Origin of the sequence: Thiomonas sp. FB-6 (assembly GCF_000377645.1) — a bacterium.
In the GTDB taxonomy this organism is placed as follows: domain Bacteria; phylum Pseudomonadota; class Gammaproteobacteria; order Burkholderiales; family Burkholderiaceae_C; genus Thiomonas_A.
The window spans coordinates 137,369-157,560 of record NZ_KB898476.1 but is presented as its reverse complement, the minus strand read 5'-3'; the positions used below and the strand labels follow the sequence as shown (position 1 = coordinate 157,560).

The 20,192-nt window shown below is 68.5% G+C and carries 22 protein-coding genes and 1 tRNA gene; 14 read left to right on the top strand and 9 right to left on the bottom strand.

Annotated features, from left to right (window positions below):
• Both D466_RS0108005 and greB read left to right on the top strand, forming a co-directional pair.
• Positions 1-487: branched-chain amino acid ABC transporter substrate-binding protein (locus D466_RS0108005; protein WP_018913195.1), on the top strand; the 487-nt coding region annotated here is incomplete at its 5' end.
• Between the two features lie 113 nt (positions 488-600).
• Positions 601-1,167, top strand: a complete 567-nt coding sequence (gene greB, locus D466_RS0108000) for a transcription elongation factor GreB (protein ID WP_018913194.1) — start codon at positions 601-603, stop codon at positions 1,165-1,167.
• Between the two features lie 12 nt (positions 1,168-1,179).
• Here the strand turns inward: greB and D466_RS0107995 are convergent, their stop codons facing one another.
• The 4 genes from D466_RS0107995 to D466_RS0107980 form a co-directional block, all read right to left on the bottom strand.
• A complete protein-coding gene (locus D466_RS0107995) occupies positions 1,180-3,474 on the bottom strand; it encodes a bifunctional (p)ppGpp synthetase/guanosine-3',5'-bis(diphosphate) 3'-pyrophosphohydrolase (protein WP_018913193.1) in 2,295 nt (764 codons plus the stop codon).
• An 83-nt stretch (positions 3,475-3,557) separates the two neighbouring features.
• Entirely contained in the window at positions 3,558-3,761 is a 204-nt protein-coding gene (rpoZ, locus tag D466_RS0107990; protein ID WP_018913192.1) for a DNA-directed RNA polymerase subunit omega, read from the bottom strand.
• Positions 3,762-3,771: 10 nt separating this feature from the next.
• A complete protein-coding gene (gmk, locus tag D466_RS0107985) occupies positions 3,772-4,416 on the bottom strand; it encodes a guanylate kinase (RefSeq protein ID WP_018913191.1) in 645 nt (214 codons plus the stop codon).
• A 55-nt stretch (positions 4,417-4,471) separates the two neighbouring features.
• Positions 4,472-5,431, bottom strand: coding sequence for a LysR family transcriptional regulator (locus tag D466_RS0107980; protein ID WP_018913190.1), 960 nt, complete (start codon positions 5,429-5,431; stop codon positions 4,472-4,474).
• Between the two features lie 82 nt (positions 5,432-5,513).
• On the opposite strand from D466_RS0107980, the gene D466_RS0107975 reads away from it, so the two are divergent.
• A complete protein-coding gene (locus D466_RS0107975; protein WP_018913189.1) occupies positions 5,514-5,867 on the top strand; it encodes a hypothetical protein in 354 nt (117 codons plus the stop codon).
• 63 nt (positions 5,868-5,930) lie between these two features.
• Positions 5,931-6,830, top strand: coding sequence for an MBL fold metallo-hydrolase (locus tag D466_RS0107970; RefSeq protein ID WP_026285023.1), 900 nt, complete (start codon positions 5,931-5,933; stop codon positions 6,828-6,830).
• 140 nt (positions 6,831-6,970) lie between these two features.
• Here D466_RS0107970 and D466_RS0107965 read toward each other — a convergent pair whose 3' ends face one another.
• Positions 6,971-7,891 (bottom strand): LysR family transcriptional regulator, encoded by a 921-nt coding sequence (locus D466_RS0107965; RefSeq protein ID WP_018913187.1) that lies wholly within the window; start codon positions 7,889-7,891, stop codon positions 6,971-6,973.
• A 157-nt stretch (positions 7,892-8,048) separates the two neighbouring features.
• Between D466_RS0107965 and D466_RS0107960 the strand changes: the two genes are divergently transcribed.
• Positions 8,049-8,873, top strand: a complete 825-nt coding sequence (locus D466_RS0107960) for an alpha/beta fold hydrolase (protein WP_018913186.1) — start codon at positions 8,049-8,051, stop codon at positions 8,871-8,873.
• Positions 8,874-8,903: 30 nt separating this feature from the next.
• Positions 8,904-9,704: an MBL fold metallo-hydrolase gene (locus D466_RS0107955; protein WP_018913185.1), complete on the top strand. Its 801-nt coding sequence runs from the start codon at positions 8,904-8,906 to the stop codon at positions 9,702-9,704.
• A 141-nt stretch (positions 9,705-9,845) separates the two neighbouring features.
• Here D466_RS0107955 and D466_RS0107950 read toward each other — a convergent pair whose 3' ends face one another.
• Positions 9,846-10,727, bottom strand: coding sequence for a YicC/YloC family endoribonuclease (locus D466_RS0107950; RefSeq protein ID WP_018913184.1), 882 nt, complete (start codon positions 10,725-10,727; stop codon positions 9,846-9,848).
• Between the two features lie 109 nt (positions 10,728-10,836).
• On the opposite strand from D466_RS0107950, the gene D466_RS0107945 reads away from it, so the two are divergent.
• The 8 genes from D466_RS0107945 to D466_RS0107910 all read left to right on the top strand — a co-directional run bounded on the left by D466_RS0107945 (position 10,837) and on the right by D466_RS0107910 (position 16,517).
• On the top strand, positions 10,837-11,862 hold the full coding sequence (locus D466_RS0107945; RefSeq protein WP_018913183.1) for a serine/threonine-protein kinase: 1,026 nt from the start codon (positions 10,837-10,839) through the stop codon (positions 11,860-11,862).
• Between the two features lie 28 nt (positions 11,863-11,890).
• Complete coding sequence (locus D466_RS0107940; RefSeq protein WP_018913182.1) at positions 11,891-12,817, top strand: PP2C family serine/threonine-protein phosphatase; 927 nt, start codon at positions 11,891-11,893, stop codon at positions 12,815-12,817.
• Between the two features lie 17 nt (positions 12,818-12,834).
• Positions 12,835-13,566, top strand: a complete 732-nt coding sequence (gene rph / locus D466_RS0107935) for a ribonuclease PH (protein ID WP_018913181.1) — start codon at positions 12,835-12,837, stop codon at positions 13,564-13,566.
• Positions 13,567-13,574: 8 nt separating this feature from the next.
• Complete coding sequence (gene rdgB / locus D466_RS0107930; RefSeq protein ID WP_018913180.1) at positions 13,575-14,225, top strand: RdgB/HAM1 family non-canonical purine NTP pyrophosphatase; 651 nt, start codon at positions 13,575-13,577, stop codon at positions 14,223-14,225.
• Positions 14,225-15,517 (top strand): radical SAM family heme chaperone HemW, encoded by a 1,293-nt coding sequence (gene hemW / locus D466_RS0107925; protein WP_018913179.1) that lies wholly within the window; start codon positions 14,225-14,227, stop codon positions 15,515-15,517. Before rdgB ends, hemW begins: the two co-directional genes overlap by 1 nt.
• 15 nt (positions 15,518-15,532) lie before the next feature.
• Positions 15,533-15,620, top strand: a tRNA-Ser gene (locus D466_RS0107920).
• 293 nt (positions 15,621-15,913) lie between these two features.
• Positions 15,914-16,210 (top strand): DNA-binding protein, encoded by a 297-nt coding sequence (locus D466_RS0107915; protein ID WP_018913178.1) that lies wholly within the window; start codon positions 15,914-15,916, stop codon positions 16,208-16,210.
• A gap of 1 nt (position 16,211) precedes the next feature.
• Positions 16,212-16,517: a DNA-binding transcriptional regulator gene (locus D466_RS0107910; protein ID WP_018913177.1), complete on the top strand. Its 306-nt coding sequence runs from the start codon at positions 16,212-16,214 to the stop codon at positions 16,515-16,517.
• Positions 16,518-16,789: 272 nt separating this feature from the next.
• Here the strand turns inward: D466_RS0107910 and D466_RS0107905 are convergent, their stop codons facing one another.
• The 3 genes from D466_RS0107905 to D466_RS21065 all read right to left on the bottom strand — a co-directional run bounded on the left by D466_RS0107905 (position 16,790) and on the right by D466_RS21065 (position 20,095).
• Positions 16,790-17,533: an SDR family NAD(P)-dependent oxidoreductase gene (locus tag D466_RS0107905; RefSeq protein ID WP_018913176.1), complete on the bottom strand. Its 744-nt coding sequence runs from the start codon at positions 17,531-17,533 to the stop codon at positions 16,790-16,792.
• A 195-nt stretch (positions 17,534-17,728) separates the two neighbouring features.
• A complete protein-coding gene (locus D466_RS24735) occupies positions 17,729-17,986 on the bottom strand; it encodes a hypothetical protein (RefSeq protein WP_231385676.1) in 258 nt (85 codons plus the stop codon).
• A 42-nt stretch (positions 17,987-18,028) separates the two neighbouring features.
• On the bottom strand, positions 18,029-20,095 hold the full coding sequence (locus D466_RS21065; protein WP_018913175.1) for an EAL domain-containing protein: 2,067 nt from the start codon (positions 20,093-20,095) through the stop codon (positions 18,029-18,031).
• Positions 20,096-20,192: the final 97 nt, after the last annotated feature.

The window sequence follows — 20,192 nt, the reverse complement described above, 5'->3', positions numbered from 1 at the left end:
CAAGCCGGACGTGATTTTCTACGGCGGCATGTACAGCCAGGCCGGCCCGATGCTGCGCCAGATCCAGCAGCTGGGCATCAAGGCGCACTTCATGGGCGGCGACGGCATTTGCGCGCCCGAGCTGGCCAAGCTGGCCGGCGACGCGGCCGACATCACGATCTGCGCGGAAGGCGGCTCGCCGATCGCGCAGATGCCGGGTGGCGAAGCGTGGAAGAAGCGTTACGACGCCGAGTTCGGCGCGGCGGCCTTCCAGATCTACTCGCCGTACTCCTACGACGCGACCATGGTGCTGGCCAAGGCGATGGAGAAGGCTGGTTCGGTGGAGCCGGCGAAGTACCTGAAGTTCGTTCAGAAGATCGACTACAGCGGCGTGACCAAGAAGGACATCCACTTCGAGAAGAACGGCAACCTGGCCGATCCGACCATCACCCTGTCGGCCTTCGACCACGGCGCCAAGAAGGTGGTGGCTGTCGAACAGGTCAAGTAAATCTCGGGCTTCCCGAGGCTACGAGCCTGGGGCGCGCCGCTGCCGGAAGATCCCGGAAGCGGCGCGCCGAACCAACGCCCGCAAGCGGGCGTTTTTTTATTCCCGGTGCACGCATGAGCAAGGCATTCGTTTCCGAACGCGAGTCCGACGACGACGACGACGAGGAGGGCGCGCGCCTGCCCGAGTTGCCTGCCGGAACGCGTAACTACATCACCCCGGCCGGCTATGCCAGGCTGCGCGACGAGCTGCGCGAGCTGCTCGACGTCGAGCGCCCCAAGGTGGTCGAGGTCGTCTCCTGGGCCGCCTCCAACGGCGACCGCTCCGAGAACGGGGACTACCTCTACGGCAAGAAGCGCCTGCGCGAGATCGACCGCCGCATCCGCTTCCTGGGCAAGCGCCTGGACAAGGCCGAGGTGGTCGACCCCAGCGCCCAGTTCGGCAACGAAAGGGTGTACTTCGGCGCCACGGTGAGCTATGCCGAGGCCGACGGAACCGAGCGCGAAGTGACCATCGTGGGCATCGACGAGGTCGAGCCCGAGCACGGGCGCATCAGCTGGATCTCCCCGGTGGCGCGCGCGCTGCTCAAGTCCACCGTGGGCGACGTCGTGACCCTGCCCACGCCGGGCGGAGTGCGCAGGCTCGAGGTGCTGGAAGTGCGCTACCCCGAGCCCCGGCCCTGAGCAGGCCCGGCCTCAGGCGCGCGGCTTGATGCGCGCGGCGCGAGAGACGAACTTGTGCGCGCGCACCGCGCGCAGCACGTCGGCCAGGTGCTTGCGGTCGCGTACCGCGAGAATGAAACGCAGCTCGATCGTGGGCTGGCCGGCGTCGTCGTCCATGCGCACGTGGATGATGTCGGCGTCGTGTTCGCTGATGGCGGAGGCCAGCTTGGCCAGCACGCCCTTGCCGTTGGTGACCACCACCGACATGCCGACCTGGTACAGCCCGCTCACCGAGGGCGACCAGCTCAGGTCGATCCAGCTGCGCGGGTGCTTCACGAACAGACGCCGCGCCTGCGGACAGTCCTGCTGGTGCACGGTGAGGCCTTCGCCCTTGCCCAGGTAGCCCAGCACCGCGTCGCCGGGGATCGGGTGGCAGCAGTCGGCGTAATGCACCGAGGCGCCTTCGCTGCCGTCGAGTTGCAGCGAGCCGCGCGCGGCCGCTTCCGAACCGGGCGCGGCCGGCTCCTCGAGCGAGCGCTGGTCCAGCGCCGCGCGCTGCATCTGCACCCGCTTGGACACGATCTCGGCCACGCGCTTGCCCAGCCCGATGTCGGCGTACAGTTCTTCCTGGGTCTTGTTGCCGCTCCAGTGAAGCAGCCGGCTCCACTGCGTGCTGTCCAGGTCCTCCAGGCGCAGCTCGAGCTGCTGCAGCGCGCGCACCAGCAGGCGCCGGCCCAGGGCCTGCGACTCGGCCTGCTGCGAGACCTTGAGTTCGTGGCGGATCTTCGAGCGCGCGCGCCCGGTACGCACGAAACTCAGCCAGTTCGGGTTGGGGCGCGAATGCGGCGCGGTGACGATTTCGATCACGTCTCCGCTGAGCAGTTCGGTGCGCAGCGGCACCAGTTCACCGTTGACCTTGGCCGCCACCGTCTGATTGCCCAGGTCCGTGTGCACGGCATAGGCGAAGTCCACCGGAGTGGCGCCGCGGGGCAGGGCCAGGATGCGCGACTTGGGCGTGAACACGTACACCGCGTCGGGCGCCAGGTCGACCTTCACGGTCTCGATGAACTCCGCGGCGTCGCGGTTCTCGTTCTGGATGTCCAGCAGCGACTGCAGCCAGGCGGCGGTGGTGACCTGCGCGATCGCGTCGGCGCTTTCCCCGGCCTTGTACAGCCAGTGCGCGGCCACGCCGCTTTCCGCCACGCGGTGCATGGCCTCGGTGCGGATCTGGAACTCCACCGGCACCCCGGTCGGGCCGATCAGCGTGGTGTGCAGCGACTGGTAGCCGTTGAGCTTCGGGATGGCGATGAAGTCCTCGAACTTGCCCGGCATCGGCTTGTACTGGGCGTGCAGCACGCCCAGGGCGCGGTAGCAGTCCAGCACCTCCGGCACGATCACGCGAAAGCCGAACACGTCCTGCACATGGGCGAAGGAACGGTGCTTGCGCTGCATCTTGCGGTAGATCGAGTACAGGGTCTTCTCGCGCCCGTACAACTGCGCCTGGATGCCCGCGTCGCCCAGCGACTTGGTGGTGGCCGCCAGGATGCGGTCCACCAGGTCGCGGCGGTTGCCCCGGGCCACGCGCACGGCCTCGCTGAGCACCGCGTAGCGCATCGGGTGGCTGTGCTGGAAACCCAGGTCCTGCAGTTCGCGGTAGACCTGGTTGAGCCCCAGCCGGTAGGCGATGGGCGCGTAGATGTCCATGGTCTCGTCGGCGATGCGACGGCGCTTTTCCGGGATCATCGCGCCCAGGGTGCGCATGTTGTGCAGGCGGTCGGCCAGCTTGACCAGGATGACCCGGATGTCCCGCGCCATCGCCAGCAGCATCTTGCGGAAGCTCTCGGCCTGGTTTTCCTCGCGGTTGGAGAACTGGATCTTGTCCAGCTTGGTCAGGCCGTCCACCAGCATCGCCACCGTCGAGCCGAAATGCTCGACCAGTTCGGCCTGGGTGATGCCCTTGTCCTCGGCGGTGTCGTGCAGCAGCGCCGCCATCAGCGCCTGGGTGTCGAGCTTCCACTCGGCGCAGATCTCCGCCACCGCCACCGGGTGGGAGATATAGGGTTCGCCGCTGGCGCGGTACTGGCCCAGGTGCGCGGCGTCGGCGAAGCGATAGGCCCCGCGGATCAGTTGCAGGTCGGCTTCGGGCAGGTAACCGGACAGGCGCTCGAGCAGCCCGGCCAGGCTGACCGCCGCCGCGCGCTCCGGTGTCGCGGGCGCCACGCCCTCGGCCAGCGCGGCCTGCGCAGCGCGTTGCTGCGGCCGGCGGTGAACCGCGGGCCGCTTGCGTGCGGTGGGGGTGGATCCCGAGGGAGTGGGGCGGCTTTGCATGGAGCTGGGCAGGTCGGGAACGTGCCGGGCCGCCCCGGGAAAAGCCGCCCGCGCCCGGGCGCTGCGGCCGGGCGCGGCAAGACTCAGGCCGGTACGCGCTTGAGCATTTCCAGGCCGACCTGACCGGCGGCGATCTCACGCAGCGCGGTCACCACCGGCTTGTCGCGGGTCTCGATCTTCGGAGAGTGACCTTGCGCCAGCATGCGTGCGCGATAGGTCGCGGCAAGCACGAGCTGGAAGCGGTTGGGCACCTTCTCCAGGCAATCTTCGACGGTGATACGGGCCATGGTGGTTCCTTCAGTTGCGTTGCGCCGGGGCCGCCGCATCGATGCCGAGTGCCTCGAAGACCTCCGGGTGCACGCGGCGTTGGGCCGCGAGCCGCAGGCGCTGCGAGACCACGATCGACTCCAGCTCGCGCAGCGCCTCGTGAAAATGTCTATTGACGATTATAAAGTCGAAGTTCGGAGCCTGGGCGATTTCCACCCGGGCCTCGGCCAGGCGCCGCACGATGGAGGCGTCGCTGTCCTCCCCGCGCCGGCGCAGCCGGGCCTCCAGTTCCTCGTAGGAAGGCGGCAGGATGAAGATGCCGACGGAATTCGAGAAATGTCGCCGCACCTGCGAAGCGCCTTGCCAGTCGATTTCCAGCAGCACGTCCACGCCCTCGGCCATGCGGTGCTCCAGCCAGGCGCGCGAGGTGCCGTACAGGTTGCCGTGCACCTCCGCCCATTCCAGGAATTCGCCGTCGCGCACGCGACGCTCGAATTCCGAGCGGCTGACGAAACAGTACTCGCGGCCGTCTTCCTCCTGGCCGCGCGGCGCCCGCGTCGTGGTGGACACCGACAGGCGCAATCCCGGATCGCGCGAGAGCAATTCGCCCACCAGGCTGGATTTGCCGGCCCCGCTGGGCGCGGCCACGACGAACAGGTTCCCGGGAAAATCCATCGTTCGGAGTCTGATTCAGGCACGCGAACCCTGCCGCGCGGTGCGCGAGAGTCTATCAGCCGGGTCCACGGAGCCGGCGGCGGGTGCTGTTTGGCGATCGCGAGGCCATCAACTCCACGAAGGAACGAACCTTGGCAGTGCGGAAACGCGCTGCGGGAAATACGGCGTGAATGCCGCCGGATGGGAGGGTCCAATCGGGCAGGACCTCGATGAGCCGGCCCGAAGCGAGGTCGTCCGCGGCGGCGTAGTCCGGCAGCACGGACAAGCCTGTACCTTGGCAAACGGCCTCGCGAACCGCCAGGGTGGCGTCCAGGAAGATGGCCGGGTGGAAGTTCACCTCGCGCTGCTCCGAATCGCCGCGCGCGAATTGCCATTGCGCCGGATGGCGCAACGCGGTGTTGGCCACGAACGGCAGATCGCCGAGTTCTTCCGGGCCCGCCAGGCGCCGCACCTGTCGACGCCAGCCGGGCGCGGCGACCAGCACTTGCCGGAACGTCCCGATCTGGCGCGCCTGCACATGAAGCTCGGTCAACCATCCGACTCTCAGCGCCAATTCGACCTGTCCCGACATCAGGTCGAGGGATTGGTCCGTGAATGCCGCCTCCACCTTGCACTTCGGATATCGCCGGATGAATTCCGCGATGGCCGGCACCACGGCAATGATCCCGTAGTCGATTGGCGCAGTCAGCCGCAGCGTGCCCGATGGCTCGCCGGCAACGTCCGCCAGTTCGTCGAAGGCCTCGCCGGCCTCGCGCAGGATCGAGGCGCAGCGCTGGTAGAACGCCTTGCCGGCCTCGGTCGGAAGCACCGAGCGCGTGCTGCGCGTCAACAGCGTCGTCTGGAAATCCCGTTCCAGCCGGGCCACCTGCTGGCTCACCACGGCCTTGGTGATGCCCAGGCGATCCGCAGCGGCCGTGAACGTCCCCGCTTCGATCACCGCGGCGAAGTAGGCCAGGCGTTTGAGGTTGGCGAAATCGCCAAGACCCGGCCCTGACTCATTGTTTGCTTTTGCCATACAGAGTTTCTACATCATCGGCATTTATCTTTCAATCTTGCCTTCCTACGATGGCAGCACTGAACGACGACCGGAATCGCTGATGCGCAAGACCCTGTACTACGTGTTCGACCCGCTCTGCGGCTGGTGCTACGGGGCCAGCGGCACCGTGTCGGCGGCAGCCTCGGCCGACATCGACCTGCGCCTGCTGCCCAGCGGGCTGTTTTCGGTCGAGAAGGGCCTCGCCGAGCCGGGTGCCCGCCTGCACCGGCCGGATGCGGCACTGCGCATGGCCAACGACGCACGCGTCGCCGAGGCGCGAGCCTTGTTGCAGGCCTTCGATGCGCGCGGTGTGCCGAGCTTCATCGTCGAACGGAACGGTCGACGACACCTGCTGCAGGCCAGCACCGCCTCTTCCGATCCGCAAGCATTCCTCGACCAATTCGCCGCTGCGTAGCAGGGCGATCGTGCGCCCCTGACTCGCTTTCCCTCCACCTGCCACGACCCGACAAGGAAGACCATGATGACCCGCAGGGACTTCATCCAGACCGCCGCAGCCGCCGGCACGACCGCCGCGCTGGGCGGTGTCAGCCTGGGCGCACAGGCCGCCTCGCCGCTGGAGTGGAAACACTTCCCGGCCGGCGAGCACGGCTTCTACCGGGCGCCGGTGTTGCTGTCCGGTGCCAAGGAGGCGATCCTGATCGACGGCGGGTTCAGCCTGCCCGACGGGCGCGCGGTTGCCGAGGCCATCAAGGCCTCGGGCAAGACGCTCACCACCATCTACATCAGCAAGAGCGACCCCGACTACTACTTCAGCCTCGGCCCGATCAAGGCCGCCTTCCCGTCCGCCAAGGTCGTTGCCGCCTCGGCCACCATCGCCGCGATCAAGGCCAGCGTCGAGAAGAAGCTCGCGATCTGGGGCCCGCAGTTGAAGGAGAACGGCCCGCAGTCGCTGGCCGACATCGTGATGCCCGAGGCCTTCGACGGTCAGTCGCTGAGCCTGGAAGGCCACGCCGTCGACATCGTCGCGCCCGCGGGCTCGGCCGACCGCCGCTACGTCTGGGTGCCGTCGCTGCAGGCCGCATTCGGTGGCGTGATGGTGTTCTCCGGCCTGCATGTGTGGACAGCCGACACCGCCACCACCGCGTCGCGCGCCAGCTGGATCAAGGACCTGGAAACGCTCGCGGCCCGCAAGCCGGCCGTGGTGGTGCCCGGCCACATGGCAGAAAACGCGCCGCTGGGCCTGGCCGCAGTGACCTACACGCGGGACTACCTGTTGGCCTTCGAGCAGGAAGCGGCCCAAGCCGCCGACAGCACCGCCTTGATCGCCGCGATGACACGGCGCTACCCGAACGCGGGCCTGCCGGTGGCATTGCAGCTGGGCGCCAAGGTGGTCAAGGGCGAGATGAAGTGGGGGTGAGCGCCACGGCGAGCACGAACCTCGAGATGGAGCAAGTCGTGGACAGCCGATCAGTAGGCTGGCTTCGTGTATGAGGAGTGCGCGCCGGACAAAGGGCGGCCGCTTTCGAACCCGGCATCGGATACCCGCTGATCACAGGCTCATGATCCCCGCCTGAACCGATCCCAGGACGGTTCGTCCCCGAACATGCTGGCCAGCCGTTCCACCAGCAGCCGTACCTTGAGCGGCACGTGGCGAGCACTCGGGTAGACCGCCTGGATCGTCAGCTCGGACGGCCGATATGCAGGAAGCACTTCGACGAGGTCTGCCTGCGCGATGCGCTCGCCGAACACGAAGGTCGGCCCGTAGGCGATGCCTGCGCCGGCAAGGGCCGCGGCGAGCAGCATCTGCGTGTTGTTCGCGGTCATGCGCGTCGGGCCCTCGATGACGTGGGGGCGGCCGCGGCGGTCGACCAGTGTCCAGTCGCCGGCCGAGATGGCCTGACTGAACGCCAGCCGCTGCGCGCCGCGCAAGTCCTCGATCGTGCGCGGCGTTCCGTGTCGCTCCAGATAGGCCGGCGCGGCACAGACAACCATGCGACACGGTGCAACGCGCCGGGCCACCAAGCTGGAGTCGGTAAGCCGTCCGATGCGAATCGCCACGTCGATGCCGGCGGCCAACAGGTCCGTGTAGCGGTCATCGAGCGTCACCTCGACGTTGACCTGCGGATTTTCCTCGAGATATCGCGAAACGACGCTGCCCAGGTGCATGGCGCCAAAGGTCACCGGCGCGGCGACACGCAGCACGCCCCGGGCAATGGTCTGCGAATCGCTGGCCTCCCGGTTCGCTTCGTCGAAGGCATCGAGCAGTCGCTTGCAGCGCTGGTAGTAGTTCTGGCCGACGTCGGTCAGGCTCAGGCGGCGCGTCGTTCGCTGAAGCAGCCGGGCGTTCAGTTGCGCCTCCAGCGCATTGACGTACTTGCCGGCCATCGCCGGAGACAAGCCAAACCGTCGGCCGGCGGCGGCAAAGCTTCCGTCGTCGACGGCGGCGACGAACACGCCGATGCAGGTGAAGCGGTCCAAGAGACTCTCCCGTTATTCGATCGCGTGATTATCGAGTGATCATCGTCGCAGGTGGATTATCAATCCAGGGGGAGGTATCTACGATCACATCCATGGACTCGAGCGGCTGAGCCGGACGGGCCCGGTTCCAAGACGTCACCCACAGCAGGAAATCGACATGCATCTCCCATCGAACGGCATCCGCATCCACGTCGCCCAACAGGGCGAGGGCGACCTGGCGCTCGTGTTCCTCCACTACTACGGCGGCTCTTCGCGCACATGGCGCCTCGTCACGGGACAGCTGGCGGATCGCTACCGCACGATCGCCACCGACCATCGCGGCTGGGGCGAGTCGCAGGCGCCGGAAGGCGGCTATGGCATCGGCGATCTGGCCGACGACGCGCAGGGCATCATCGAATCGCTTGGCCTGAAGCGTTTCGTGCTCGTCGGCCACTCGATGGGCGGCAAGGCGGCGCAACTGCTGGCATCGCGACGGCCTGAAGGACTTGCAGGCGTCGTGCTCGTCGCGCCGTCGCCGCCGTCGCCGATGCAGCTTTCGGACGAGCAGCGCGCGGGGATGGCGGGCGCCTACACGTCACGGGAATCCGTCGGCTGGGTGCTCGATAACGTGCTGACGGCCAGCCGGCTCTCCGACGAGTTGCGCGAGCAGGTCATCGAGGACAGCCTGCGCGGTGCGCCGCAAGCCAAGTGGGCCTGGCCGAACGTCGCGATGCGCGACGACATCGCAGCCCAGGTCGCCGCCATCCACGTGCCCGTGCTCGTCCTGTCCGGCGACCGCGACCAGGTCGATCCCACGCAGACGCTGCGCGCGGAACTGCTGCCTCGAATCCCGGGCGCGCGTCTCGAGGTGCTGCCCGGCATCGGCCACCTGTCGCAGCTCGAAGCGCCTGGGTTGCTGGCCCGGGCGATCGATCACTTCGTGGCGGGGTTGCCCACGCCATCGCGCAGCGCCACCGCCCCTTCCGCCGTGCTGGTCAAGTAGCCCGGTTCCAACCCGACACGAAAGACGACCATGCACAAAAAGCCTCTCATCGTCACGATTCCCATCCTGCCTCTGGGAATGGTTCATTGCCACGCGATCATCGGGCCGAGCGGATGCATCCTTGTCGATACAGGCACGCCCGGCTCCGAGGCGAAGATCGAGCGCGCACTGAAGAATCAGGGCCGCGGATTCAGCGACGTCAAGCTGATCGTGGTGACCCATGCGCATACCGACCACGCCGGATCGGCGGCGCGCCTGCGCGAACTGACGGGCGCGCCGATCGTCGCGCATGCCGATGACCTCGACTACTACGAACGCCGCAAGGAGATGACCTACTGCGTTGCGCATTCATGGGGGCCGCTCTTCCTGCGCTCGGGCGTCCCCGGCGAGCCCTACCTCGCGTTCACGCCCGACATCCTGCTCCAGGATGACGCCACGTTCGACCTGCGCTCCTACGGCGTCGAAGGTTTCGCCAAGCACACGCCCGGGCATACATCGGGGTCGATCTCGATAGAACTCGCCAGCGGAGACGCACTGGTGGGCGACTTGGTTGCCTCCGGCGTTCTCCTTGGCGGTGTCATGCGCACGGGACGCGCCATCCGACCGCCCTTCGAGGACGACCCCGCGGCCGTCGGCGCCCAATTGCTCGAAATGGTGGACTCGGGCATCGAGCGGTTTCACATGGGGCATGGCGGGCCGCTGCCCGCAGGCGAGGTACGCCGGCACGCGCTCGCGCTGCAAAAGATCAGGCGCGGCCGCAGGTATGGATTGCGACCACTGGGCTGTGATTGTTCGAGGCGTGAAATCGTGGAGATCACCGACGCTGCTTGATTCGTGACCCCGGACTGAACGGCGGCTTGCTCACGACGGCCGCTCGGTAGCGATCTTCGCAAACCCTGTCATTTCGCGGTCTCCAGCGGGATGAGTGGGTTTTTTTGCCCGGACCAGGCCGGGCAGGCGTGGGGTTCGACCCTACTCGACGTTCTGCACCTGCTCGCGCATCTGCTCGATACACACCTTCATGTCCACGGCGATCTCGCTGAGTTCGAGCACCGCCGACTTGGAGCCCAGGGTATTGGCCTCGCGGTGGAGTTCCTGGATCAGGAAATCCAGGCGCTTGCCGGTCTCGCCGCCGCCGTGCACCACGCCTTGCAGCGCGTCCAGGTGGGAGTGCAGGCGGCCGATTTCCTCGGCCACGTCCACGCGTATCGCGAAACTCGCCGCTTCCTGCAGCAGGCGTTCGTGGGAGGCCTGGGCGTCGGCCGAGCCCCCCAACAGTTCCAGCGCCTCGCGGAAGCGTGCGACAAAGCGCTCCTGCATGCGCGCCACCGCCTGGGGCGCCACCTGGCCCGCCTGCTGCGCCAGATCGCGCAGGCGCGCGCAGCGCTCCAGCAGGAAGGCACGCAGGCGCTCCCCCTCGGCCGCGCGCGCCGCCTGCAGCGCGCGCAGCGCCGCCGCGGCCGCGCTGGAGGCGGCCGCCGCCAGGCTCTCGGCGCCGGCGCGCGGCGCCGCCTGCCCGCCGCCCATGCGCCAGGCCTCGGCCACGCTCAGCGGCTGCAGCTGCGGCCAGCGGCGCAGCAACTCGGCCTGCGCTTCCAGCAGCGGCTGCAGCGCCGCCGCCTCGGGCAGCTGCAGCGTCGCCGCGCTGGCTTCCACGTTCACCCGGCACTCCAGCTTGCCCCGGCGCAGCTCGCGCACCAGCAGCGCGCGCAGCCCGGCCTCGGCGGCGCGCAGCTCGTCGGGCAGGCGGAAAGAAATATCCAGGAAGCGGCCGTTTACGCTGCGCAAATCCACATGTACGCTGAGGGCGCCGGGCGCCTCGACCGCGGCCGAGGCTTCGCCGTAACCGGTCATGCTATAAATGGCTCCCACTGGGACCTCCCGGGTTCTGGGGTTCTTGATTCCTTCCAGCGCATTCTTCCACAGCCCGCCACCGCGCCGGCCCGCCGCGAACCGCTCCAGCATGTCGAACAAGAACAAGCCCGCGCCGCTCGAGCCGGACAGCCAGGTCGGCGGATACCGCGTGTTGCGCAAGCTCGCCAGCGGCGGATTCGGCGTGGTCTACCTCGCCGTGGGCGGCGACGGCCAGCGCGTGGCCATCAAGGAATACCTGCCGGCCTCGCTGGTCGAGCGCCTGCAGGGCGAGACCGTCCCGGTGGTGCAGCCGGAGAAGCTCGCGCTGTACCGGCTGGGTCTGAAGAGCTTTTTCGAGGAAGGGCGTTCGCTGGCCCAGATCTCCCACCCCAGCGTCGTGGGCGTGCTGAACTTCTTCCGGGAGAACGAAACCGTCTACATGGTGATGAACTACCTGGAGGGTTCGTCCCTGCAGGAATTCATCATCACGGCGCGCGACCTCAAGCGCAAGAAGATCTTCCGCGAGTCGACCATCCGCTCGCTGTACGACGAGATCCTGCAGGGCCTGCGCGTGGTGCACCAGCACAAGATGCTGCACCTGGACATCAAGCCGGCCAACCTGATCATCACCGACGACGACAAGCCCATCCTGATCGACTTCGGCGCCGCGCGCGAGGTGATCGGCCAGCAGGACAAGCGCTTCCGCCCCATGTACACCCCCGGCTTCGCGCCGCCGGAGATGTACAAGCGCGACGCCTCCTTCGGCCCGTGGACCGACATCTACGCGGTGGGCGCCTGCATCTACGCCTGCATGACCGGCTACCCGCCGCACGAGGCCACGCAACGCCTGGAGAAGGACCGCCTGGGCGCGCAACTGGCCAAGCTGCGCGGGGTGTACTCCGACAACCTGATCGAGATCGTCGAGTGGTGCATGTCGCTGGACCCGCTGGCGCGTCCGCAGAGCGTGTTCAACCTGCAGAAGGAACTCGGCGCCGAGAACCCGCGCCGCTACACCCAGCTCACGCTGAGCGAGAAGCTGCGCATGCAGATCGACGAGCTGGTCAACGACACCAAGGCGCGCGTGGACAAGGCCATCCAGGCCACGCGTTTCGGCAGCGGCGCGCGCCGGCATTGAAGGCGCGCGCGCTCCTCGGAGAATTGCCATGAGGTTTTCCGTCTACCAGGTCAGCCGCCGCGGCGGGCGCTCCAACAACGAGGATCGCGTCGGCTACTGCTTCACGCGCGACAGCGTGCTGCTCGGCCTCGCCGACGGCATGGGCGGGCATCCGCGCGGCGACGTGGCCGCGCAGATCGCGCTGCAGACCGTCTCGGCCATGTTCCAGCGCGAGGCGCAGCCAGCGCTGGACGACCCGCGGGCCTTCCTGCGCCGCGCCGTGCAGACCGCGCACGAGCACATCCACCGCTACGCCAGCGAGCAGCGCCTGGAGGACTTCCCGCGCACCACCATCGTGCTGTGCGTGCTGCAGAACGGCGTGGCGCAATGGGCCCACGTGGGCGATTCACGCCTGTACTACCTGCGCGAGGGCGCGATGGTCACGCGCACGCTGGACCACTCCCACGCCGAGCAGCGCCTGCTGCAGACCATTCCCGGCGCCTCGGCCGCGCAGGCCGCGATGCCGCGCACCACCAACCGCAACGTGCTCTACACCTGCCTGGGCTCGCCGCAGGCCCCGTTCATCGAGATCGGCGTGCCGCAGAACCTGCGCACCGGCGACCTCATCATGCTGTGCTCGGACGGACTGTGGAGCCAGATCGACGAAAGCTCCATCGTCAGCGTGCTCAGCGCGCGCGCGCTGTCCGACGCGGTGCCCGAGCTGGTCGAGCGCGCGCTGCGCAACCGTTCGTCCGAATCGGACAACGTCACCGCGCTGGCCATCGAATGGGAGGCCGACACCGAGCGCGACACCACGCAGGGCGTGAGCACGCAGAATCTAGCCCCGGGCGTGTTCGCCTCGACCTTCCAGGCCGAGCTGCGCGACCTGCCGGTGGACGACCTCGACGACGCCGCCATCGAGCGATCGATCGCGGAGATCAACGAGGCCATTCGCCGCGCCGCCGCCAAGAAATAATCCTTCACCCTTCCAAGATGTCCGATTCCCGTTTCGATGGACGCACGGCCGACCAGCTGCGCGAGATTCGCTTCACCCGTTCCTTCACCTGCCACGCCGAGGGCTCGGTGCTGGTCGAGTTCGGCCGCACCCGCGTGCTGTGCACCGCCAGCGTCGAGGAGAAGGTTCCTCCGCACCGGCGCGGCAGCGGCCTGGGCTGGGTGACCGCCGAATACGGCATGCTGCCGCGCGCCACCCACACCCGCAGCGAGCGCGAGGTCAAACGTGGGCGCCCGCAGGGGCGCACCGAGGAGATCCAGCGCCTGATCGGGCGCAGCCTGCGCAGCGTGTTCGATTTCTCCGCGCTGGGCGAGCGCCAGATCGTGCTGGACTGCGACGTGCTGCAGGCCGACGGCGGCACCCGCACCGCCGCCATCACCGGTGCCGCGGTGGCCGCCTGGGACGCCTGCGAGGGCCTGCTGCGCACCGGCGCGGTGTCGGCGCACCCCATGCGCGAACTCGTCGGCGCGGTCTCCGTGGGCCTGCTGGGCGGACGCGTGCTGGTCGACCTGGCCTACGAAGAGGACTCGCGCTGCGATTGCGACATGAACGTGGTGGGCACCGGCGCCGGCAACCTGGTGGAAGTGCAGGGCACCGCCGAGGGCGATCCCTTCAGCCGCGCCCAGCTCGACGCCATGGTGGACGCCGCGCAGGCCGCGCTGCGGCGCATCCACGAGTTGCAGCGCCAGGCGCTGCGCGACGCCGCCTGAGCCCCGCCATGCATCCCGCGGACATCGTGCTGGCCACCGGCAACCCCGGCAAGCGAGCCGAATTCCAGGCCCTGCTGTCGGGCCTGCAACTGGAACTGCACCCGCTCGACCCCTCGGTGCCCGAGTGCCCCGAGCCCTTCGGCACCTTCGTCGAGAACGCGCTGGCCAAGGCGCGCCACGCCAGCACCCATACCGGCAAGCCCGCGCTGGCCGACGATTCCGGGCTGTGCGTGCGCGCCCTGGGCGGAGCCCCCGGCGTGGTGTCGGCGCGCTACGCTGCGCAGCAGGGCCAGGCCCCGCTGCCCCGCGCCGAGCAGGATGCGCGCAACAACGAGCTGCTGCTGCAGCGCCTGCACGGCGTGGGCGAGCGCCGCGCGCATTTCGTCTGCGTGCTGGTGGCGCTGCGCCATGCCCAGGACCCCGAGCCGCTGATCGCCCACGGCTGGCTGCACGGCCACGTGGCGGCTGCCGTGGCCGGCGACGGCGGCTTCGGCTACGACCCGCTGTTCGTGCTGCCGCAGCGCGGCCTCACGCTGGCCCAGCTCGATCCCGCCGAAAAAAATCGCATCAGCCACCGCGCGCGCGCCGCGGCGCAGATGGCCCAACTGCTCGAGGCCTTCTGGGGCGTGGCGCCCAGCGCCCAGCACCAGGCGATCTGATGCCCGTCATCCCGCTGCACCCCGAGGGCGCCGCGCCGGGCGCGCCGGGGGACCACGAGCGTTCCCTGCAGCGCGCCGCGGCCGAACTGCCGCGCCACATGCGCGCGGGCACCCTGCAGTTGCGCGAGCTGCCGCCGCTGGCGCTGTACGTGCACCTGCCCTGGTGCCTGCGCAAGTGCCCCTATTGCGACTTCAACTCCCACGCGCGCCGCGAAGGCCAGGGCGCCATTCCCGAGCGCGCCTACGTGCAGGCACTGCTGCAGGACCTGGAGACCGCGCTGCCGCTGGTGTGGGGGCGCACCGTGCTCAGCGTGTTCCTGGGCGGCGGCACCCCCAGCCTGTTCGCGCCGGATTCCATCGACGAACTGCTGGCGGGCATCCGCGCGCGCGTGCGCCTGGCCGCCGACGCCGAGATCACGCTGGAGGCCAACCCCGGCACCTTCGAGCGCGAGCGCTTCGCCGCCTACGCGCAGGCGGGGGTGAACCGCCTGTCCATCGGCGTGCAGAGTTTCGACGACGCCATGCTCGAGCGCCTGGGGCGCGTGCACGACAGCGCGCAGGCCCGCGCGGCCATCGAGGAAGCCGCGCGCGTCGTGCCCAGTTTCAACATCGACCTCATGTTCGCGCTGCCCGGGCAGGACCTGGCCCAGGCGCGCGAGGAACTGCGCCGCGCGCTGCAGTTCCAGCCCCCGCACCTGTCGCTGTACCAGCTCACCATCGAGCCGCAGACGGCCTTCGCCCGCCGCCCGCCGCGCGGCCTGCCCGAGGCCGACCTCGCGGCCGACATGCAGCAGGCGCTGGCCGAGCAGGCGGCGGCGGCCGGCCTGCAGCGCTACGAGGTCTCGGCCTACGCGCGCGCCGGCCACGCCAGCCGCCACAACCGCAACTACTGGGAGTTCGGCGACTACCTGGGAATCGGCGCGGGCGCGCATTCCAAGCTGTCCTTCGCCCACCGCATCCTGCGCCAGACCCGCCACGCCCAGCCCGAGCGCTACATGAGCCAGGCCGCGCAGGGCCTGGCGGTGGACTCCGAGCACGAGGTGAGCCGGCGCGAGCTGCCCTTCGAGTTCCTGCTCAACGCGCTGCGCCTGGCCGAGGGTTTCGATCCGGCGAGCTACGTGGAGCGCACCGGCATGCCCCTGTCGAGCCTGCAGCCCGGCCTGGGCCGCGCCGAGCAACTGGGCCTGCTGCAGTCCAGCCCCACGCGCATCGCCGCGACGCCGCGCGGCTGGGAACTGCTCAACGAGGTGCTGGAGCTGTTCCTGCCCGAGGAACCGCGGCCGCCGGCATAGAATGACGGGTTCCCCGGAAGCGTGGCAGAGTGGTCGATTGCACCGGTCTTGAAAACCGGCGACGGGCAACCGTCCGTGAGTTCGAATCTCACCGCTTCCGCCAAAATCTCAATGCAACCATTGGGATAGGCGAACCATCCCACGATTCGCCCCACAAATTGGCCGGGAACCTCAACCAGGTGACCCGCAATAGGTCCGTGCCTGCGCTGCGCTCACCAACTTGAGCAGAGCAATGGGCTGCTGCCGGTTTCGTAGACACCTTCAACGTGCTGGTGAACCGCACGATGATCCTGCCGCCGTATCCAGGGCGGTAGAGGGCAGGGCAAGGCGTGCCGCATGGGGATATAGCGACCACGCGGCTGAAGCAGGACTACGGAAATCCCGTATAATTCAGTCGTGCGCACGGTCATCGAAACCCCGACGTTCCAGAAGCAGGCGGATCGCATCTGGGCCGAAGAGGATCGGCTGCAGTTCATCACATGGATCGCCGAGCATGCTGACGCGGGCGACGTGATTCCGGGGGCGGATGGAGCCCGCAAGGTGCGCTGGAAGCGCGCAGGCAGCGGCAAGTCCGGCGGGGTGCGCGTGATCTACTTCAACCTGACCGACGAGGAGGTCGTGCTGCTGGTGGCGGTCTACGCCAAGGCTGAGCAGGACAACATGCTTCCCAAGGACATCCGAAAGGTGGTGTGACATGGACGTGAACAAGATCGTCAGGGCTATCGAGGCCGACGCGGGCGAGCCACTGCCGGATCTGCGTCAGGCCCTGGACGAGGCGAAGGCGCGGGTGGGGCGCGTGACGACTGCCGAGCAGATTCTTGTGCGCAAGGCTCGAGAGGCGTCGGGATTGACGCAGGCGGCGTTCGCGGAACGCATCTCGACACCGGTCGCAACCTTGCGTGATTGGGAGCAGGGGCGTTTTGCTCCGCCTGGCGGCGTGCTGTGCCTGCTGCGCCTCATTGCACGTCACCCGGACCTGACGCAAGAGCTTGCCGTCTGAAGGCGCAAGGGGGCGCTTGAGAAATGCTTCAGAACCGACTTCTTCATGGTTCGGCACATGGCATCAACGCACGATTCTGATCGCCTGATCGCCGCCCGCCGGGCTCGCTGCCCGGCAAGGTTTTCGGCACGAAGAAGTCGCGGCTTCTTCAGCCGCAGGCGGATGGGAGGACCAGCGCCGCGCCTCACCGCGTGCAGGGCGTCTCGCGTGGCCATGTGCAGCGCAGGTGGGCCACCCGCCGCAAGTCCTTGAGCGGGACAGGACACTACTGGCTACGTCAGGTTCAATCCGCCGTCTGCAAGGACGACCTCGCCGGTGAGGTAGTCCGATGCGACCAGCAGCGAGACGATCTGGGCAATGTCCTCGGGGCGTGCCGCGCGACCCAGCGGGGCGCGGTTCTTCCAGAGCTGCTGTGCCTGAGTCCAGTCGGCGGTGAGGGGCGTGTCCACGAGCCCCGGGGCGACGGCGTTGACACGGATGTCCGGGGCCAGTGACAGCGCCAACAAGCGGGTCACATGGTTCAGCGCCGCCTTGGTCGCCGCATACGGTATCGACGCCCCTTTGGGCCGTATCCCTGCATGCGAGCTCACGTTGACGACACAGCCGAGCCTCCCTCGTCCAGCGGCGTTGCGCAGCGCGGACTCCGCCTCGGCGACCAGGCGGTACGGGGCGATTACGTTGACCTCATGGAGCTCTCGCCAGACTTCGGGCGTTGCGGCTTTCAGGTCCGAATGGGGAATCACATGGCTGATGCCCGCGTTGTTGACCAAGACGTCCAGGCGACCCCAAGCCGCGATGGCGTCCCGAACAAGGGCGATGCGCTGAGCATCGTCCGCGAGATCTGCCTGAAGGTAGATGGCGGAACCGAGCTCGCGCGCGAGGGCCGACCCGATCTCGTGGGAACGGCGCGAATGCAGGACAAGCGCGTAACCATCCACGGAGAGCCGCCGCGCAATCGCAGCGCCAATCCCCGAGGTGGAGCCAGTGACGAGCGCGACGGGACGTGCCTGGCTCATGGGCGATGCGAAAGCGCTAGCAGGGCGGAGTCCATCCTGTTCATGGGGTGCGATGTGCAAATGTGGCAACGTGCCCTTGTGACTTCGAGCCCGTTCGTGACAGAGCATAAACGCGCGCCGGGATGTCGCGGGCTTCGCAGGCCTGCTCCATGCCTCGCAGCCAGCCAGGTGGCCAGGTAGCCAGGCTCCTCGCGCTCATGCACGAAGGGCATCGAGCAGTTCATCGAGGCGCTCGAGGGTGGAGGCCAGACCCTCCTTCATGCCCACGTCGATGACCTTCTGCAGCGGCTTTCGTCCTTGTCCGCGGCGAAGTCGAATCGCAATGCAGCTTTCATGCGCTGCTCCCTGGAGTTTGTCCAACAGCTTGTCGAGGTTGTGGTACCGGTCTGCCCAGATGGCGCGTTGCTCTTCGAACCATCGCTCCGCCGCTGCCAGCCGTCTGCGTTGCAGCACGCAGGTTCGGCTCCGGCCCACCTTCCGGGACCGGCCCAGGCTTCAGGCCGCGGCGCGCCAGTGGTCGCGCAGCAGATTCAGCACCTTGCGGCGCGATTCCCTGTACAGGGTGGTGTGGGCGCCGCTGATCGCGATCGCGCGGTTTTGCGCGAGCGCGCGGGCGAGCGCGCTGTCGTGCAGCCGGTTGTGTTCGATGAAGCGGTCCAGGCAGGAAGGCAGGGCGAGGAAGGCCTCGCGCAGCTGCGGCCAGGCTTCGATGGCGTTGAATTCCAGGTCCCAGAGAAGGTGCCCCGCCATGGCTCCCAGGGCGGTGGTGACGGTGGGCGTGGCCGAATGCGTGTAGTCGCGCGTCCAGCGCAGGACCTCCGAGGCCGGCATGGGCCGGGCGATGGCATAGCCCTGGCCGTAGTTGGCGCCGAGCAGCGTGGCGGCCTCCACGAGACCGAGGTTCTCGAGTCCTTCGACGGTCACGGGGAGCCCGCGGGCATGGGACAGGCGGGTGAGGTGCAGGATGAATTCGAGGGCATGTTGCGGCTCGGCCATGGCGCCGCGCACCAGACCCTGGTCGATCTTGACCGCATCGAAGGCGAACTGCTCGAGGCGCAGCAGCGAGCTGTGGCCCGAGCCCAGATCGTCCTGCGCGATCAGGATCCCGGCGTCGCGCAGGCGGGTCAGGAAGTCGCGCACGCGCGTGTCGCTGGCCCCGAGGTCGCCGTGCTCGAGAATTTCGAGCACCAGCCAGCGAGGGTCGACGCCGCTGGCCGCGATGGAGGCGAACAGGGCCTCCTCGTAGCGGGGATTGACGAATCCCTCCGGCGGGAAGTTCAGCCCGACATGGATCGGCAGTGCCTGGGCGTCGAATTGGGCGCGCATCTGCAGCGCCTGCTGGATGCCCTGCTCGAACAGGCCCAGCAGTTCCTCCTCCCCGAAGGTGGGGAGGAACTCGCCGGGCGTCACGAGCCGTCCGTCCTCGCCGTCCAGGCGCGCCAGGGCTTCGAACTTGGCGATGCGCCCGTCCTTCAGGCCGACCACGGGCTGGAACACCATGCGCACGCGTCCGCGCCGCAGCAGGTCCAGGTACCTTCGCTGCTCCGCGAGCGCCACCACACGCGGTTGGGGGCGATGCTGGAGTCCGTGGCTCAGGATCTTCTGCGCGTGCGACAGAAAGTAGCGGATCCGCCGCGAGGAAAAGTAGCCGGGCCAGGTGCTGTACAGGTTGAACAGCGCGGTCGAGCGCCCGGCACGATCCAGCAGCGGAATCGCCGCGCCGGAGCGGAACCCAAGCCCCAGCCCGACTTCTCGCCACGGGCCCAGCGACGCATCCGCTGCCCAGGAGGGAACCAGCGCGATGGTGCCCGTCGCCCATGCGCGCTGGATGGGGGAGGGAGCCGCCCCCTCGGGCGCCCAGAGGGACTTTCGGGGTGCGTCCGGGGCCACGAGGGCCGCGTGGTACAGCTCGGCGCGCCGGCCGATGGAGGCCTCGATCTGCAGCACGCCGTCGGCGTCGGAACGTCCGAACAGTCCACAGACCTCGCCCTCGATCGATGCGATCGCGGCCAGCACGCCGTGCACGAGATCGGGCAGGTTGCTCGTCTGGATCGCGATCTGGTCGATGCTCGCGATGGCCGAGAAAATGCTGTCGTCGACCCGGCGGAAGCAGGAAATCCTGTACTGCATGTCCAGGAATATGCGGCTGCTGATCGCCCGGGTGGCGCGTTCCTGCAGTGCCGCATCGGCAGGGCTTTCGCCGATCGCCCGCGCAGCGGCTTCCTGCAGGCTGTTGAACACCTCGATGCGCCACAAGGTGTCGGCGCCGACCAGGGCGTGCTCGAGGCCGATGGCCATGGCGGCCGCCTCATGCTCTTCGGAGGTCCAGTCCGGGTTCTGCAACAGCAGGACGTGGCGCAGGTCCCGCTCGGCGAAGCAGCGCCACTCGTCCTCGGTCAGCTGCCGCAGCACGGGGTCGTGGCTCGTCGCCGCCCGGTACTGTTCGTCGAGCTTCGCGCCATGGCGCTCGAAAAGCCCGCGGAGAACCGGAGCCACGGCACGCAGCGCCTCGGCGGCCGGCGCGCCGTACGCGCGCGCCAGGTGATCCTCGTGGAGGGTCATGAAACGCAGCGGCGGCGCAGCGCCCGCGACCCTGGAACGGCTGGCGGCGCTTCGAGGCGCGCCGCACGCCGCGGCCGCCCGCGGACATGGCCGGCAG